General features: G+C 63.5%; 13 protein-coding genes. 5 read left to right on the top strand and 8 right to left on the bottom strand.

Annotation, left to right across the window (positions count from 1 at the left end; genetic code table 11):
- The 6 genes from E5X34_RS06630 to E5X34_RS06605 all read right to left on the bottom strand — a co-directional run bounded on the left by E5X34_RS06630 (nucleotide 1) and on the right by E5X34_RS06605 (nucleotide 4,184).
- Nucleotides 1-873, bottom strand: a complete 873-nt coding sequence (locus E5X34_RS06630; protein ID WP_292562420.1) for a cytochrome b/b6 domain-containing protein — start codon at nucleotides 871-873, stop codon at nucleotides 1-3.
- 98 nt (nucleotides 874-971) lie between these two features.
- Nucleotides 972-1,643: a DUF1345 domain-containing protein gene (locus E5X34_RS06625; protein ID WP_292562418.1), complete on the bottom strand. Its 672-nt coding sequence runs from the start codon at nucleotides 1,641-1,643 to the stop codon at nucleotides 972-974.
- A 26-nt stretch (nucleotides 1,644-1,669) separates the two neighbouring features.
- Nucleotides 1,670-2,137: a YaiI/YqxD family protein gene (locus E5X34_RS06620; protein WP_292562416.1), complete on the bottom strand. Its 468-nt coding sequence runs from the start codon at nucleotides 2,135-2,137 to the stop codon at nucleotides 1,670-1,672.
- A gap of 65 nt (nucleotides 2,138-2,202) precedes the next feature.
- Entirely contained in the window at nucleotides 2,203-2,772 is a 570-nt protein-coding gene (gfa, locus tag E5X34_RS06615) for an S-(hydroxymethyl)glutathione synthase (RefSeq protein ID WP_292562414.1), read from the bottom strand.
- A 23-nt stretch (nucleotides 2,773-2,795) separates the two neighbouring features.
- Entirely contained in the window at nucleotides 2,796-3,056 is a 261-nt protein-coding gene (locus E5X34_RS06610; RefSeq protein ID WP_292562412.1) for a hypothetical protein, read from the bottom strand.
- The gene (locus E5X34_RS06605; RefSeq protein WP_292562410.1) at nucleotides 3,057-4,184 is read right to left on the bottom strand and encodes an S-(hydroxymethyl)glutathione dehydrogenase/class III alcohol dehydrogenase; all 1,128 of its coding nucleotides are present in this window, start codon (nucleotides 4,182-4,184) and stop codon (nucleotides 3,057-3,059) included.
- Nucleotides 4,185-4,434: 250 nt separating this feature from the next.
- Between E5X34_RS06605 and E5X34_RS06600 the strand changes: the two genes are divergently transcribed.
- Together E5X34_RS06600 and dnaE are read left to right on the top strand one after the other, a co-directional pair.
- Nucleotides 4,435-6,447 (top strand): acetyl/propionyl/methylcrotonyl-CoA carboxylase subunit alpha, encoded by a 2,013-nt coding sequence (locus tag E5X34_RS06600; protein ID WP_292562409.1) that lies wholly within the window; start codon nucleotides 4,435-4,437, stop codon nucleotides 6,445-6,447.
- 121 nt (nucleotides 6,448-6,568) lie between these two features.
- Nucleotides 6,569-10,096, top strand: a complete 3,528-nt coding sequence (gene dnaE / locus E5X34_RS06595; RefSeq protein ID WP_292562407.1) for a DNA polymerase III subunit alpha — start codon at nucleotides 6,569-6,571, stop codon at nucleotides 10,094-10,096.
- 1 nt (nucleotide 10,097) lies between these two features.
- Here dnaE and E5X34_RS06590 read toward each other — a convergent pair whose 3' ends face one another.
- Nucleotides 10,098-10,985: a DMT family transporter gene (locus E5X34_RS06590; RefSeq protein ID WP_292562405.1), complete on the bottom strand. Its 888-nt coding sequence runs from the start codon at nucleotides 10,983-10,985 to the stop codon at nucleotides 10,098-10,100.
- Between the two features lie 215 nt (nucleotides 10,986-11,200).
- Between E5X34_RS06590 and E5X34_RS06585 the strand changes: the two genes are divergently transcribed.
- Nucleotides 11,201-11,704: a hypothetical protein gene (locus E5X34_RS06585; protein ID WP_292562404.1), complete on the top strand. Its 504-nt coding sequence runs from the start codon at nucleotides 11,201-11,203 to the stop codon at nucleotides 11,702-11,704.
- Between the two features lie 64 nt (nucleotides 11,705-11,768).
- On the opposite strand, the gene E5X34_RS06580 is transcribed toward E5X34_RS06585, so the two are convergent.
- Nucleotides 11,769-13,097: a DNA polymerase IV gene (locus E5X34_RS06580; protein WP_292562402.1), complete on the bottom strand. Its 1,329-nt coding sequence runs from the start codon at nucleotides 13,095-13,097 to the stop codon at nucleotides 11,769-11,771.
- A 65-nt stretch (nucleotides 13,098-13,162) separates the two neighbouring features.
- Between E5X34_RS06580 and E5X34_RS06575 the strand changes: the two genes are divergently transcribed.
- A complete protein-coding gene (locus tag E5X34_RS06575; RefSeq protein ID WP_292562400.1) occupies nucleotides 13,163-13,738 on the top strand; it encodes a GNAT family N-acetyltransferase in 576 nt (191 codons plus the stop codon).
- 99 nt (nucleotides 13,739-13,837) lie between these two features.
- A complete protein-coding gene (locus E5X34_RS06570) occupies nucleotides 13,838-15,418 on the top strand; it encodes a hypothetical protein (protein WP_292562398.1) in 1,581 nt (526 codons plus the stop codon).
- Nucleotides 15,419-15,483: the final 65 nt, after the last annotated feature.

Raw genomic sequence — 15,483 nt, 5'->3', positions numbered from 1 at the left:
TCAGGCGCTCCTCTCGGTCGACTGGTCGTGCTTCGCCGGCGGGTCGGTGCGGTACCAGCCGGTGATGATCGAGCGCAGCTCGTTGATCGGGCCGGCGGCCAGGATCATCAGGATGTGGATGACGAAGAAGAGGACGAGCAGCACCATGACGGTGAAATGGATGGTGCGCGCCGTCTGTCGGCCGCCAAGGATTTCGTTGAGCCACGGCAGCACCGAATCCATGCTCGGCGACATGGCGAGCCCGGTCACGATCATCAACGGCAGAGCCACGAACAGCACGCCGCCATAGGCCATCTTCTGGAGCGTGTTGTACTCACGGGTGTGATGGAATTTCAGCTTCGCGTGATCTACGATGTCTTTCGGCAGCTTGCGCAGATCGGACACGCGAGGGGCGAGGTCGCGGCGGATATGGCCGTTGATCAGGCCCGCGATCAGCCAGACGAGCAGCGTGGCGGTCAGGATCCAGGCGAAGAAGAAATGCACGACGCGGGCGGTGCCGAGATCGTAGTAAGAGGGGATCGTCGCCCAGGCCGGAAAGGCGCGGGGCGTTTCCTGTCCGGGCGGGCCTGACCAACCGAGCACGCCGGTGGTGTCGAAGCGGTGGCCGAGGATCGCGGTGAAACCGCGCGGACCGTTGGCGGTGTTTTCGGCGCCGATCTCGAGAATGGTGTTGTTGAACTCGAAACCGGACTGCTTGCCGAGATAAAGCTGCGGCCGCGCGTTGAAGATCTGCAAGCCGGAAAGCAGCATGAAGAACAGCGAGAAAGCCCACAGCCAATGGGTCAAGCGCGTCCAGCGCGATTGCCGGTAGATGAGGGTCGTGTCCTTGGCGTCCGCCTTGGGGGCGGATTGGTTGTTGGCAACAGCGTCCATCTTGCCTCCGACCGCCTCAGGCAGGCGGCTTCTCAGGTCATTGTCTTCCCCTCAATACGTCGCCGCACAAGGCAATGTTTCATGCGATCACGGATTTATTACGGAGAGCCTAGGGTGACCGCGAGATTGACCGCCGCGGCAACGATCACCGTGTTGAAGAAAAAGCTCAGGATCGAGTGCACGAGCACGACAAGGCGCATTCGTGAGGTGGTTATGGCCGTGTCGGCGGTCTGCGCCGTCATGCCGATGACCGTCGCGAAATAGAGGAAGTCCCAGCCTTCCGGTCTTTTGCCGCCGGGAAAATCGAGGCCGCCGACAGGTATTTTCTTCTGGGTTTTCACGTCGATCTCGTCGCCATCCTTCCAATAAACATGGGCGTAATGCAGCGAAGCCATGGCGTGAATGGTGAACCAGCCGAGCGGGATCGAGAGCATGGCGAAGGCGAGCTGCCAGGGGTGCGCCGCGTCTTTCTGGTTGATCAAAAGAAACAGCGAGACGATGGCCGCAACGACGACAAAGAGCGTGACGGCGAAGATCAGCAGCACGGGCATGTCGGTCGCGCGCGCGTTCCTGCTGAGGTAGCGGCCGGTAAGGCCGGGCATCAGGGTCAGCACCAGGGCGATATAGCTCACGAAGAAGACATTGGCGCCGATGGAATAGGGGAGCGGCGCGTGCAGCAGCAAGGCAAGCAGCAGCGCGACAATGCCGATGGCAAAGGCCAGGGCGAACTGCATATGCCGATGCATTGGGGTCTTGAGATCGTCACCCATGGCCCGAGGCCCTTGAAGACGTTGGATCAATCCGGTGTGACGGATTTGAGCGCGCGCCGCAAGATGCGGTCGAGCTCACCAAGAAACTGCGACCTGTCCTTCGGCGTGAAGGAGGCGTTGAAGCCGCGGCTTTCGCCGGTCTCGCGCAGATGCTGCTTCAGATCGCGCATCGCCACCGCCATGCCAATGGTTTCCGGGGTGAACGGGCGTCCGGTCGGCCCCAGCACGTACGCGCCGAGCGCCACCGTGCGCGCGGCAAGCGGGATGTCAGCCGTCACCACGATGTCGTTCTCCCTGGCGTTCTCGACGATCCAGTCATCGGCGGCGTCGGCGCCCTTGGAGACGACGACGTTGCGGATCATCGGATCGCGCGACGGCCGCAGGCCGCCATTGGAGACGTAGGTGACGACGACACCGTGGCGCTCCGCCACCTTCTCGACCTCGGCTTTCACCGGGCAGGCGTCGGCATCGACGTAGATAACAGGTGCAGGCATCGTTGCTCCAAACAAATATGGGGCCGGCGTGTCGGCCAGCCCCATGGCAGAAATCGCAGAATTTGTCAGGCCGGAAGCGCGCCGGACTTCTTCGCCGTCCAGGTGGCCATATAGTCCATCAAGCCGGGATTGAGGCAGTCATAGGGCTCCAGCCCAATCGACCTCAGCTGGGCGCGGATGCCGGCCATTCGGCTGGGATCGACACCGGATTCGATGATCGAGGAGACGAAGGCGGCGAAGCCCGGCGGCGACCAGCCATCCTCCTCGAAGCGCTCCGGATGGATGAAGGACAGGCCCTTGAAGGGATGGTCGCGCTCGACCGGGCCATGCATGTGGACGCCGCAGCCGGTGCAGGCGTGGCGCTGGATCAGCGCCGAGGGGTCGACCACCTTCAGCTTGTCGCCATTCTCGGTGACGGTGACGTCGCCTGTGCCGGCAACGGCAACCACGGAGAAGATCGCGCCTTCCGGTTTCCAGCATTTGGTGCAGCCGCAGGCGTGGTCGTGGGCGATCTGGCCCTTGACCTTCACCTTCACAGGCTTGCTGGTGCACAGGCAGACCAGCGTGCCGCCGGAGAAGGATGCGCTTTCCTTCGGCAAGCCATTGTCAATCTTCGGATGCAGTTTCTCGGCCATTCCATTCCTCCCATGTTTTTCGGTCATGCCGACCCAGTGTCGATGACCACCTCACTTTCCATGAAGTGCCCCTCCAGCAGTCGGTGCACTTCGCTCAAGCTCCTCCTCAAGAACCTGCCATGCACGAGATAGGTGATTTCGTCTTTCGCGCGATCGATCTCCTTCAGGTCGCTTTCGACGTGCTTGTTGTCCCGAAAATTCCGCCACAGATCCTCGCCGAAGTTCCGTATCCGATGGATCGTCGATTTCTCGTGGTCGATAAAGCGAATTCGGACCTCCTTCACCTAGTAGACCACGACGCTGCGGATCGACTTGCCCTCATGCATGAGGTCGAAACCCTTGTTGATGTCCTCCAGCTTCAGCGTATGGGTGATCATCGGATCGATCTTAATCTTCTTTTCCATGTACCAGTCGACGATCCTGGGCACGTCGGTGCGGCCGCGCGCGCCGCCGAAGGCGGTGCCCATCCAGGTGCGGCCGGTGACCAGCTGGAAGGGCCGCGTCGAAATCTCCTGGCCGGCGCCGGCAACGCCGATGATGACCGACTTGCCCCAGCCGCGATGCGAGGCCTCCAGCGCCTGGCGCATCACCTTGGTGTTGCCGGTGCAGTCAAAGGTGTAGTCGGCGCCGCCGATCTGGTCGGCGCCCCGCTTGGTCATGTTGACCAGGTAAGGCACGATGTCACCGTCGATCTCCTTCGGATTGACGAAATGCGTCATGCCGAATTTCTCGCCCCAGGCCTTCTTATCGTTGTTGACATCGACGCCGATGATCATGTCGGCACCGGCAAGGCGAAGCCCCTGGATGACGTTGAGGCCAATGCCGCCGAGGCCGAAGACGACGGCCGTCGCGCCCTGTTCGACCTTGGCGGTGTTGATCACCGCGCCAATGCCGGTGGTGACGCCGCAGCCGATATAGCAGATCTTGTCGAAGGGGGCGTCGGGATTGACCTTGGCGACAGCGATCTCCGGCAGCACGGTGAAGTTGGAGAAGGTCGAGCAGCCCATGTAATGGAACAGTTTTTCGCCGCCGAGCGAGAAGCGCGAGGTGCCGTCGGGCATCAACCCCTGGCCCTGCGTGGCGCGGATGGCGGTGCATAGATTGGTCTTGCGCGACAGGCAGGACGGGCACTGGCGGCATTCGGGCGTATAGAGCGGGATGACATGGTCGCCCTTCCTGACCGAGGTGACGCCCTTGCCGACATCGACGACGATGCCGGCGCCCTCATGGCCGAGGATGGCCGGAAAGATGCCTTCCGGATCGGCGCCCGACAGCGTGAACTCGTCGGTGTGGCAGATGCCGGTCGCCTTGACCTCGACCAGCACCTCGCCTTCGCGCGGCCCTTCCAGGTCCACCTCCATGATCTCCAGCGGCTTTCCGGCGGCAACGGCTACGGCGGCACGCGTTTTCATGAGGCATTCCTCCCAAGCGATCTGTAAGTTTTAGCTAACGGCAGGCTGCCCATGGCGAATGCCAGCCTGCCATCCCTTTTGTGTTGGGGTAACTTTAGCGAGTTCCGCGCTGGCGGCCAACGTCTCTTGCGACGTTTTTCGGCGCGGTTTCTGCAATATGCGCCAGCCTTGGGAGCCTGCCCGTGGGTACTTGAGGCGCGCCGGAATTATCCATAGAACTGATCCGCTTCGCCGGAGGAACGACATCCGAATGTTCAAGAAGATCCTCATCGCCAATCGCGGCGAGATCGCCTGTCGCGTCATCAAGACGGCGCGCAAGATGGGCATTGCCACGGTCGCGGTCTATTCGGATGCCGATCGCGATGCCGTGCATGTCGAAATGGCCGACGAAGCGGTGCATATCGGGCCTTCGCCGGCGGCTCAGAGCTATCTGCTGCCGGAGAAGATCATCGCCGCCTGCAAGGAGACCGGTGCCGAGGCCGTGCATCCGGGCTATGGCTTCCTGTCGGAGCGCGCCTCATTTTGCGAGGCGCTGGAGAAGCAAGGCATCGTCTTCATCGGTCCGAAGCCCAAGGCCATCAAGGCGATGGGCGACAAGATCGAATCGAAGAAGTTCGCCAGCGAAGCCAAGGTCTCGACCGTGCCGGGTTGGCTAGGCGTCATCGAAGACGCCGACCATGCCGAGCGGATCGCCGGCGAGATCGGCTATCCGGTCATGATCAAGGCTTCGGCCGGCGGCGGCGGCAAGGGCATGCGCATCGCCTGGAGCCAGGCGGAGGTGCGCGACGGCTTCGACCGGGCGCGCTCGGAGGCGAAAAGCTCCTTCGGCGACGACCGCGTCTTCATCGAGAAGTTCGTCGTCGATCCGCGCCATATCGAGATCCAGGTGCTGGCCGACGCGCATGGCACGGCGCTCTATCTCGGCGAGCGCGAGTGCTCGATCCAGCGCCGCAACCAGAAGGTGGTTGAGGAGGCGCCGTCGCCATTCCTCGACGCCAAGACCAGGAAGGCGATGGGCGGGCAGGCGGTGGCGCTGGCGAAAGCCGTCGACTATCAGAGCGCCGGCACCGTCGAGTTTATCGTCGACAAGGACAAGAACTTCTATTTCCTTGAAATGAATACGCGATTGCAGGTCGAGCACCCGGTGACCGAACTGGTCACCGGCATCGACCTGGTCGAACAGATGATCCGCGTCGCCGCCGGCGAGAAGCTCGCCATCAAGCAGAGCGATGTGAAGCTCAACGGCTGGGCGGTGGAAAGCCGCCTCTATGCAGAGGATCCTTTCCGCAACTTCCTGCCGTCGATCGGCCGGCTGACCCGCTACAGGCCGCCGCAGGAGGGCACGTTCGGCGACATCGTGATCCGCAACGACACCGGCGTCACCGAAGGATCCGAAATCTCGATGTTCTATGACCCTATGGTGGCGAAGCTCTGCACCTGGGCGCCGACAAGGCTGGAGGCGATCGACGCCATGTCGGAGGCGCTGGACAGCTTCGTCGTCGACGGCATCGAGCACAACATCCCGTTCCTTTCGGCGCTGATGCAGCACCCGCGCTGGCGCGAGGGGCGGCTGTCGACCGGCTTCATCGCCGAGGAATATCCGGACGGTTTTTCGCCGGTCGCGCCGGATGGCGAGGGAAGGGCCGTTTTCGCCGCCGTCGCTACCGCGATCGAACTTTTGCGCCGCGACCGGCTCGACCGCCTGAGCGGCCGGCTGGCGCCGCATTCCGGCTATCTCAGGCGCGACTGGGTGGTGAAGATCGGCGCGGACTATCTCCCGGTCGCGATTGTCGACGGCATGGTCTCGATCCCGATGGAGGTCGATCTGTCGATCGACGGCGGCAAGCCGCTGACAATTGCCTCAGACTGGCGGCCGGGCGACGGGCTCTGGCAGGGCAGGGTCGGCGGCGACAAGGTCGTCGCACAGATCCGTCCGATGCTGAACGGTTTGCGCATCGCCTGGAAAGGCATGTCGGTGACGGCGCGCGCGATGCTGCCACGCACGGCAGAGCTTGAAAGGCTGATGCCGGAGAAACTGCCGCCGGACACCTCGAAGATGCTGCTCTGCCCGATGCCCGGTCTCGTCGTCTCGATCGCGGTGGCGGAGGGCCAAGAGGTCAAGGCCGGCGAGACGCTGGCCGTGGTCGAGGCCATGAAGATGGAAAACGTGCTGCGCGCCGAGCGCGACCTGACGATAGCCAAGCTCAACGCCAAGCCAGGCGACAGCCTGGCGGTCGATGCGGTGATCATGGAGTTCGCCTGAGAAGAGGCGGTAGCCGGCCGTAAGCCTGTGCCTTGTCGGTCATTTGTGCTGGACTGGCATGGCCGCGTCCGGGACAATACATCTGCATGGATTTTGAGTCTCTGGGACAGCGCGAAAAAACATGGCGGATGAACGACTTCCACGCGACCCGTTGCAGCGCGAAGCAGCCGTGAAGGCCGCGCGCCCGGAAGCGCCGGCGAGGACCTTCATCCATTTGCGCGTGCACTCGGCCTATTCGCTGCTCGAAGGCGCGCTGCAACTCGGCGCAATCGTCGGCCATGCGGTCAAGGACGAGGCGCCGGCTATAGCGGTCACCGACACCAACAATCTGTTCGGCGCGCTGGAATTCGCCCAGAAGGCGGTCAAGGACGGCGTCCAGCCGATCATCGGCTGCCAGGTCGATCTCGCCTTTTCCGGAGAGGCGAGCGACGGTCAGCGCGACCGCCGCCGGCATGGGCCGGAAATGTCGCCGGTCGTGCTGATCGCCGCCAGCGAGGCTGGCTATGCCAATCTCGTGCGGCTGATCAGCAAGGTCTATCTGGAGACGCCGCCCGGCGAGCCGGTGCACCTGACCAGCGCCATGCTGGAAGGCAAAAGCGACGGCTTGATCTGCCTGACCGGCGGCCCGCGCGGTCCGATCGGCAGCGCGCTGAAAGCGGACCGGCGCGACCTCGCCGAACAGCGGCTGCTGTTCCTGAAGCACCTGTTCGGCGACAGGCTTTATGTCGAGGTGGAGCGGGTCGCCGGCTATGACCGCATGGTCGAGAAGTCGACGGTCGACCTGGCCTATACCCACGACCTGCCGCTGGTCGCCACCAACGAGGCATTCTTCTCCAAGCGCGAGGACTACGAGGCGCACGACGCGCTGATTGCGATTGCCGAGGGATCGGTGGTCGCAGCGGACAATCGCCGGCGGCTTTCGCCGGACAATTTCCTGCGCAGCCAGGCCGAGATGGCGCGGCTCTTCTCCGATCTGCCGGAAGCGATCGACAACACCGTCGAGATCGCCATGCGCTGCTCCTACTATCCGAAGAACCGCAGCCCGATCCTGCCGCGCTTCACCGGCGCCGACGCAACCGACAAGGACGCCGCCGAGAAGGCGGAAGCCGCGGAGCTGGCGCGCCAGGCGCGCGAAGGGCTGGAGGCGCGGCTTGCCGCGCATGGGCCAACACCGGGCTACACAGTCGAGCAATATCGCGAACGGCTGGAATTCGAGCTCGGCATCATCGAGAAGATGAAGTTTCCGGGCTATTTCCTGATCGTCGCCGACTTCATCAAATGGGCCAAGTCGCAAGGCATTCCCGTCGGCCCGGGGCGCGGTTCGGGCGCCGGTTCGCTGGTCGCCTATTCGACCACCATCACCGATATCGATCCGCTGCGCTTCTCGCTGCTGTTCGAGCGCTTCCTCAACCCGGACCGCGTCTCGATGCCGGACTTCGACATCGATTTCTGCCAGGACCGGCGCGAAGAAGTCATCCGCTACGTCCAGCAGAAATACGGCCGCGACCAGGTCGGCCAGATCATCACCTTCGGAACGCTGCAGGCGCGCGCCGTGCTGCGCGACGTCGGCCGCGTGCTGCAGATGCCCTACGGCCAGGTCGACAAGCTCTCCAAGATGGTGCCGCAGAACCCGGCCAATCCCGTCAAGCTGGCGGATGCCATCGCCAATGAGCCGCGCTTCGCCGAGGAGGCGGAAAAGGAGCCGATCGTGCAGACGCTGCTCGATACGGCGCAGAAGCTCGAAGGCCTCTACCGCCATGCCTCGACGCATGCCGCCGGCATCGTCATCGGCGACCGGCCGCTGTCCGAACTGGTGCCGATGTACCGCGATCCGCGCTCGGACATGCCGGTCACCCAGTTCAACATGAAATATGTCGAGCAGGCCGGGCTGGTGAAGTTCGACTTCCTCGGCCTGAAGACGCTGACCGTGCTGGAAACCGCGGTGAAGCTCATCCGCCGACGCGGCGTCGATATCGATCTCGCCACGATCCCGCTCGACGACAAGGAAACCTACGCCATGCTGTCGCGCGGCGAGGTTGTCGGCGTGTTCCAGGTTGAAAGTGCCGGCATGCGCAAGGCGCTGATCGGCATGCGGCCGGACTGCATCGAGGACATCATCGCGCTGGTGGCGCTCTACCGCCCCGGTCCGATGGAGAATATCCCGACCTACAACGCCAGAAAGCATGGCGAGGAGGAGATGGCCTCGATCCATCCCAAGATCGACCATCTGGTGAAGGAGACGCAAGGCGTCATCGTCTACCAGGAACAGGTGATGCAGATCGCGCAGGAGCTGTCCGGCTATTCGCTCGGCGAAGCCGACCTCCTGCGCCGCGCCATGGGCAAGAAGATCCGCGCCGAAATGGACAAGCAGCGCGAGCGCTTCGTCTCCGGCGCGGTCGAGCGCGGCGTCTCTAAGCCGCAGGCCGACTTCATCTTCGACCTGCTGGCGAAGTTCGCCGACTACGGCTTCAACAAGTCGCACGCGGCTGCCTACGCGGTGGTTTCCTATCAGACCGCCTATCTCAAGGCGCATTACCCGGTCGAGTTCCTGGCGGCGTCGATGACGCTCGACATGAGCAACACAGACAAGCTGGCCGACTTCCGCCAGGACGCCATGCGGCTCGGCATCGAGGTGGTGGCGCCGTCGGTGATGACCAGCTTCCGCCCGTTCGAAGTGGGTGAAAACAAGATCTTCTATTCTCTGGCGGCGCTCAAAGGCGTGGGCGACGCGGCGGTCGAGCACATCGTCGCAGTGCGTGGGGAGAAGCCGTTCAAGAACCTTGCCGACTTCTGCGAGCGGGTCGATCCGAAGATCGTCGGCAAGCGCGTTTTCGAAAGCCTGATCATGGCCGGTGCGCTCGATTGCTTCGGGCATGACCGTGCCCAGATGATGGCCGGCGTCGAGCGGATGATGGGGCTGGCCTCGCTGGCGCAGCAGAACGCCATCTCCGGCCAGGCCGACATTTTCGGCGCATCGCTTGGCAGCCAGTCGCAGGCGCTCAACCTGCCGGCGACCGATCCGTGGCTGGCCGCGGATCGGCTGCATCGCGAGTTCCAGGTGGTGGGCTTCTATCTCTCCGCGCATCCGCTGGATGAGTACAAGGCAGCACTTCAGAAGATGCGGGTGCAAAACTGGGCGGAATTCTCGGCCGCGGTCAAACGCGGCGCGGCCGCAGGCCGGCTTGCCGGCACCGTCACCACCAAGCAGGAGCGCAAGACTCGCACCGGCAACAAGATGGGCGTGGTGCAGTTTTCCGACACGACCGGCCAATATGAGGCGGTGCTGTTCTCCGAAGGGCTGGGGCAGTATCGCGACATGCTGGAGCCGGGCCGCTCGGTGGTGATCACCGTTTCGGCCGAAGACCGGCCGGAAGGCATCAACCTGCGCATCCAGACCGTGCAGTCGCTGGAGGATGAGGCGAGCCGCATCCAGAAGGCGCTGCGCATCTTCGTGCGCGACGCGGCACCACTCGGCGCGCTGGCCAACCAGCTCTCGGTCAAGGGCGAGGGGCAGGTGAGCTTCGTGCTGATCAAGGAAGCAGGACAGGGCGAGGTCGAGATCGAGTTGCCCAACCGCTACCGCATCTCGCCGCAAGTGGCGTCGGCGATGCGGGCGGTGCCGGGTGTGGTCGAGGTGGAGCTGGTTTAGCTCAGGGCGTTGCCGCCTCGGCCTCCGCCACCTGTGGCGTCTTCTTCTGCAAATTGAGCAGGTTGCCGGCCAGAATCAGCGCCGCGCCCCCGGCGGTGAAGATGTCGATCTGCTCGTGATAGAGCAGCCAGCCGACAAACGCCGACAGCGGCACACGCAGGAAATCCATCGGCGAGATGAGGGTGGCGTCCGCATAAGCCAGTGCGCGCGCCATGCAGAAGTGTGACGACATGCCTGTGAAAGCGATCACCACGATCCATGGCCAAAGCGCAAGCGGCGGGTTGCGCCACTCGTAGAGCGCGGGCAGCAGGCCGAGCACCGACTGGATGATCAGCATCCAGAAGATAATGCGCACGACGCTGTCTGTCCTCGTCAGCGATTTCACCATGACCACCGAAGCGCCGAAGCAGAGCGCGGCGCCCAGCACGATGAGTTGCCCCGGATTGACCGAGCTGACGCCTGGACGCACGATGATGATCACCCCGATCAGGCCGAGCACAATAGCCGTCAGCCTGGGCCTGGAGAGCCGTTCGCCGAGAAAACCGACCGCGAAAACCGCGGTCCAGATCGGTGTGGTGAATTCAATGGAAATCAGCACGGCGAGCGGTATCAGCGTCAGCGCATAGAGCCACGCCGCCTGGCCGGTATAGTGGATGACATTGCGGGCGATATGCGTGAACGGGCGTTTCGTGAGCATGGCCCGGAAGCCGCCGCTTGTCATCACCAGCGGCAGCAGGATGAAGAAACCGATCACCGAGCGCAGCTCCAGCACCTGGAAGACGTTGAGATCGCTGGTCGTGGCGCGGCCGGCGACGGTCATCGCCAGGAAGGAGGCGATTGACAGCGCCATCCAGAATGCGGCTTTGGGGATCGAGGGAGCGGGTGCCATTTGGGGCTCTATCTCGCAAGCCCGGACCTGGCCTGCAACCGTTAGTGGCGTTATTCCACTGGGCCAGGGATTCGTATCAAAAAACAGTCATCGCCGCGGCGGAACCTGACGCCTGGGCATCCGTTAAGGCCACGCCTTCCGTCGGCAGGCGCCGGCTGAACCGTTTCGTACTTTTCCTGGAATTGTACGAGTGATCGCGAGAGGGGAACACCTTGATGAAATCGATCGCTGCCTTGCTGGCCGCCGCCTGTCTTTTCTGCGCGACCGGGGCGCATGCCGACGAGGCGGCCTTCCTGCGTTCGCTGCAGGGCGAGTTTTCCGGCAAGGGAACGGTCAGGATCAGGACGAACACGCCGGTGATGAACATCAACTGCACCTTCACTTCGGACGCGACGGCGGACTCGCTGTCGCTTGATGGCACCTGCCGCGCGCTGCTGATCATGTCGCGCGAAATCCGCGCCGACCTGAAGGTCAGCGGAGCGAGCTACACCGGCACCTATATCGGCTCGCGCAGCGGACCCGCCGGGCTCAACGGAAGCCGCAAGGGCGATGCGATCGACCTCGACATCCATTGGGCGAAGATCGTCAATGGCGACCGCGACGCGGAGCTGACGGTCGAGAAGACCGGGCCGGACAATATGCGCATGACAGTGACCGACATGGATCCCGCCACCGGCAAGATGGTGGTGACCAGCAGGATCGATCTGAAGCGCAACTGACCTTTGCTTAGACGCAATTCCGGACGGAAAACCGCTCACACTTTTCCTGGAATTGCTCGAAACCTCAATCCTCCAGCGGCTCGGGCGGATTGGCGGCGCGGCCCTTGCCGAATGTATAGCCGGTCTCGACCGCTTTCCTGCCGAATTTGTCGCGCAACGTGTCCATCGCGCCTTCGGCCAGCGCGCGCTTGCGCGACTGGATGTCGACCAGGTCGGGCGGGTCGGCCTTGTCGTCATTGGAGAGATCGCTGACGCCGATGCCGAGCAGGCGGAACTTCGTGCCGTCGGCTTCGCGGCGCAACAGGTCGAGGCCGGTCTGGAAGATGCGATCGGCAAGGCGCGTCGGATCGCCGAGCTGGCGGTTGCGGGTGCGAAGCTTGAAATCCTGCGTCTTCAGCTTCAGCACCACGGTGCGCCCCGCAATGCCGGATTTCTTCAACCGCGCCGAGACCTTTTCCGACAGGCCGCGCAGCACCGGCACCAGTTCCGACAGGGCGCCGATGTCATTATCGAAAGTGGTTTCGGCCGACACGCTCTTTGCGTCGCCGCCGGGGTCGACCGGGCGGTCGTCCTCGCCGCGCGAGAGCCGGTAGAGCCGGTCGCCCATGACGCCATAACGGCGCATCAGGTCGCCGCGCTCCATGCGCTGCAATTGCGCGATCATGCGGATGCCGTCGCGCTCCAGCGTCGCGGCCAAAGCCTTGCCCACGCCCCAGATCATCGTCACCGGCTGGGCGGCGAGGAAGCTCGGCGCCTCCGCTTCGCCGATCACCGAAAAGCCGCGCGGCTTGCGGAAATCCGAGGCGATCTTGGCCAGGAACTTGCAGTAGGAAAGGCCCGCCGAGACGGTGATGCCGAGTTCCTTTTCCACCGTCTGCGCGAAGCGGGCCAGCACCAGCGCCGGCGGCATGCCGTGCAGACGCTCGGTGCCGGCGAGGTCGAGAAACGCCTCGTCGATCGACAGCGGCTCGACCTGCGGCGTCAACGCCAGCGTCAACGCGCGGACCTGGCGGCCGACACCGACATATTTCTCCATGTTGGGCGGAATCACCACCGCTTCCGGGCAGAGTTCCAGCGCCTTGAACATCGGCATGGCCGAGCGAACGCCCTGAATGCGGGCGATGTAGCAGGCGGTGGACACGACGCCGCGCCGGCCGCCGCCGACGATGACCGGCTTGTCCTTCAGCGCCGGATTATCGCGCTTTTCGATCGCCGCGTAGAAGGCGTCGCAATCGATATGCGCGATCTTGAGCCGGTAGAGCTCCGTGTGCCGGACAAGGCGCGGGCTGCCGCAGCGATCGCAGCGACGCGTCTCCGAGCGCTGGAGCGCCAGGCAGTCACGGCAAAAACCGTGTTCGGGATTGTTGACAGGAGCCGCCATCGCTGCGAACATAAAGAGAACAAACGCAATGGTACGACAGCGCAGGGCTGGCAACAAGCTTGGCCTGGGGAGAACGCATGAGCACGACCATAGCACCGCTGACCCCCGAGCGCTGGGCCGATTTCGAGGACCTCTTCGGCAAGCAGGGCGCTTGTTACGGCTGCTGGTGCACGCATTTCCGGCTGGCGCCGGCGGAGCGCCGCGCCAGCGACAAGGAGCGCAACAAGGACCTTATCAAGGCGCGCATAGAGGCAGGTCCGCCGCCGGGACTCCTGGCGTTTGAGGACGGCAAGGCCGTCGGCTGGATGCAGGTCGGCCCGCGCGCCGACGTGCCCGAGTGGAACAATCAGGGCAGAGGCTCGGCGCCGGTCGACCCGGCCGATGCCGGCGACCCGGATGTCTGGGCGATCTCCTGCTTCTTCATCCGCCTCAAAGCGAGGGGCCGCGGGGTCTCGCATAGGCCCGTCGAGGGCGGCATCGCCTTTGCGCGCGAGAATGGCGCGAGGCTGCTGGAAGCCTGCCCGATCGACCTGTCGCGCGATTCGCGCTCGATCGGGCTTTTCGTCGGCTCGTCGCGGGTGTTCGAGAAGGCCGGCTTCGAAAGGCTCGTGGAGCGCAAGCCCGGCCGGCCGCTGATGCGGCTGGTGCTTTAGCCGGATGCGCTTTTGGCCTACAGTCGGCGTCTTGCGGCTGTGACGCTTCTTGCCTACCAGAAGCCATTGTTTCGTCTTCCGACAGCACGGAGAACCGACGTGAAGCGTATTTTGCCACTCGCCTTTGCCCTCGCGCTCAGCGCGCCAGCTTTTGCCCAGACCGTCGACAATCAAGGCGCCAAGCAGCTTTCCGACGATCTGGCGCGCTATTTCGGCAAGCAGGCTTTCGACAAGGGGGTGCTCAAGGTTTCGGTCGAGGGCGACGCCTACAAGATCGCGCTCGACATCAAAGCACTCGTCAATGCGGTGCCGGAGCAGAAGCTCCTGAAATTTGACATGGCGCCATACGCGCTGATGGTGAAGCCGCGCAGCGACGGATCATGGGACGTCTCGTCGAATTTCTCGCAAGGCGCGTCTTTCGAGTTCGATGGGCCGGAAGGCCGTCAGAGCATGGAGTTCACGATCAAGGACGGCAAGCTGACCAGCGTCTACGATCCGGCGCTTGCCGCCTTCACCAACGCCACCAGCTCCTTGGCCGGGATGACCATGACGTCCCGGGAAGCCAAGCAGCAGGCCGATGTCTCGACCGGCGCCGGCACCGCCACCGTTACCGCGACCAAGTCCGCCAATGGTGGCGTCGACTTCACGGCCACCCAGAAAGTTTCGGACTTCGTCGAGAAGATCAAGATCGACGATCCCAACAGCGGAATGAATTTCCCGCTCACCTTGAAGACGCCGGAACTTTCGGTGGATACAAACGGCAAAGGCGTGCGGACGAAGCCGCTGCTCGACCTGCTTGCCTTCGCCGTGGCCAATGAGGACGAAGCCAAGCTCAAGGCGAACCAGGCTGAGCTCAAATCGCTTATGCTCGCCGCGCTGCCCGTCTGGGAAAGGATCGACGGCAATTACGGCTTCAAGGATTTCGAGGTGGAGAGCCCTGTCGGCAAGTTCGGCGCGAAGCAATTCAGCACCGCATTCGGCATGGACGGCGTCTCCCAGAACGGCAAGGTCGATTACACGATCAAGGCCTCGGGGCTGACGATCCCGCATCAGACCCTGCCAGAATGGACCACCCCCTTGCTGCCAACCGACATCGACCTGAACTTCGGCGGCGCCAATATCGATCTCGATACGATGGCGAAAAAGGCGATCGAAGCCTTTGATCTCAACAAGGAACCACCGCTCTCGGATGAATTCGGCAAGGCTCTGGTCGCCGATTTCAAGGCCAAGAATCCCAAGGTCGTCATCGGGCACAGCACGGTGAAGAACGGCGACATCGAGGTCGCGCTGGAAGGCGAGATGACATTTCCAGGCGAGAAACCGGATGCGAGCGTGACCATCGACGTCGCCGGCTATGACAAGATCGTCGATGCCCTGAAGGAAGGCGCCAAGAGCGATGAGCAGATGGCGCAGGCCTTTCCCTTTGCCCTGGCCGTCAAGGGCTTCGGCAAGACGTTGCCGGACGGTCGCCTGGAGTGGGTGATCAACACCAAGGCCGATGGGTCCGTCGCGGTCAATGGCGCGATGCTGAAGGGCCCGGACGAGGTCCAGGACGACAGCGCGGGACAGGACGGCAATTCGAGCGGCGATGACGGCGCGAACGGAACGGACGATTCCACCGGGGGTGACGATTCGGACGGCGGCGACAATGGCGGGGCGGGCGCAAAGCTGCAGCCCTGAAGCATTCGCGCTAGAGCAATTCCAGGAAAAGTGTGAGCGGTTTTCCGTCCGGAATTGCGTAAAAA

It is taken from the genome of Mesorhizobium sp., assembly GCF_004963255.1.
Lineage (GTDB): Bacteria > Pseudomonadota > Alphaproteobacteria > Rhizobiales > Rhizobiaceae > Mesorhizobium.
Note: the sequence above shows the minus strand (reverse complement) of the source record. Positions and strands in the feature narration are given on the sequence as shown.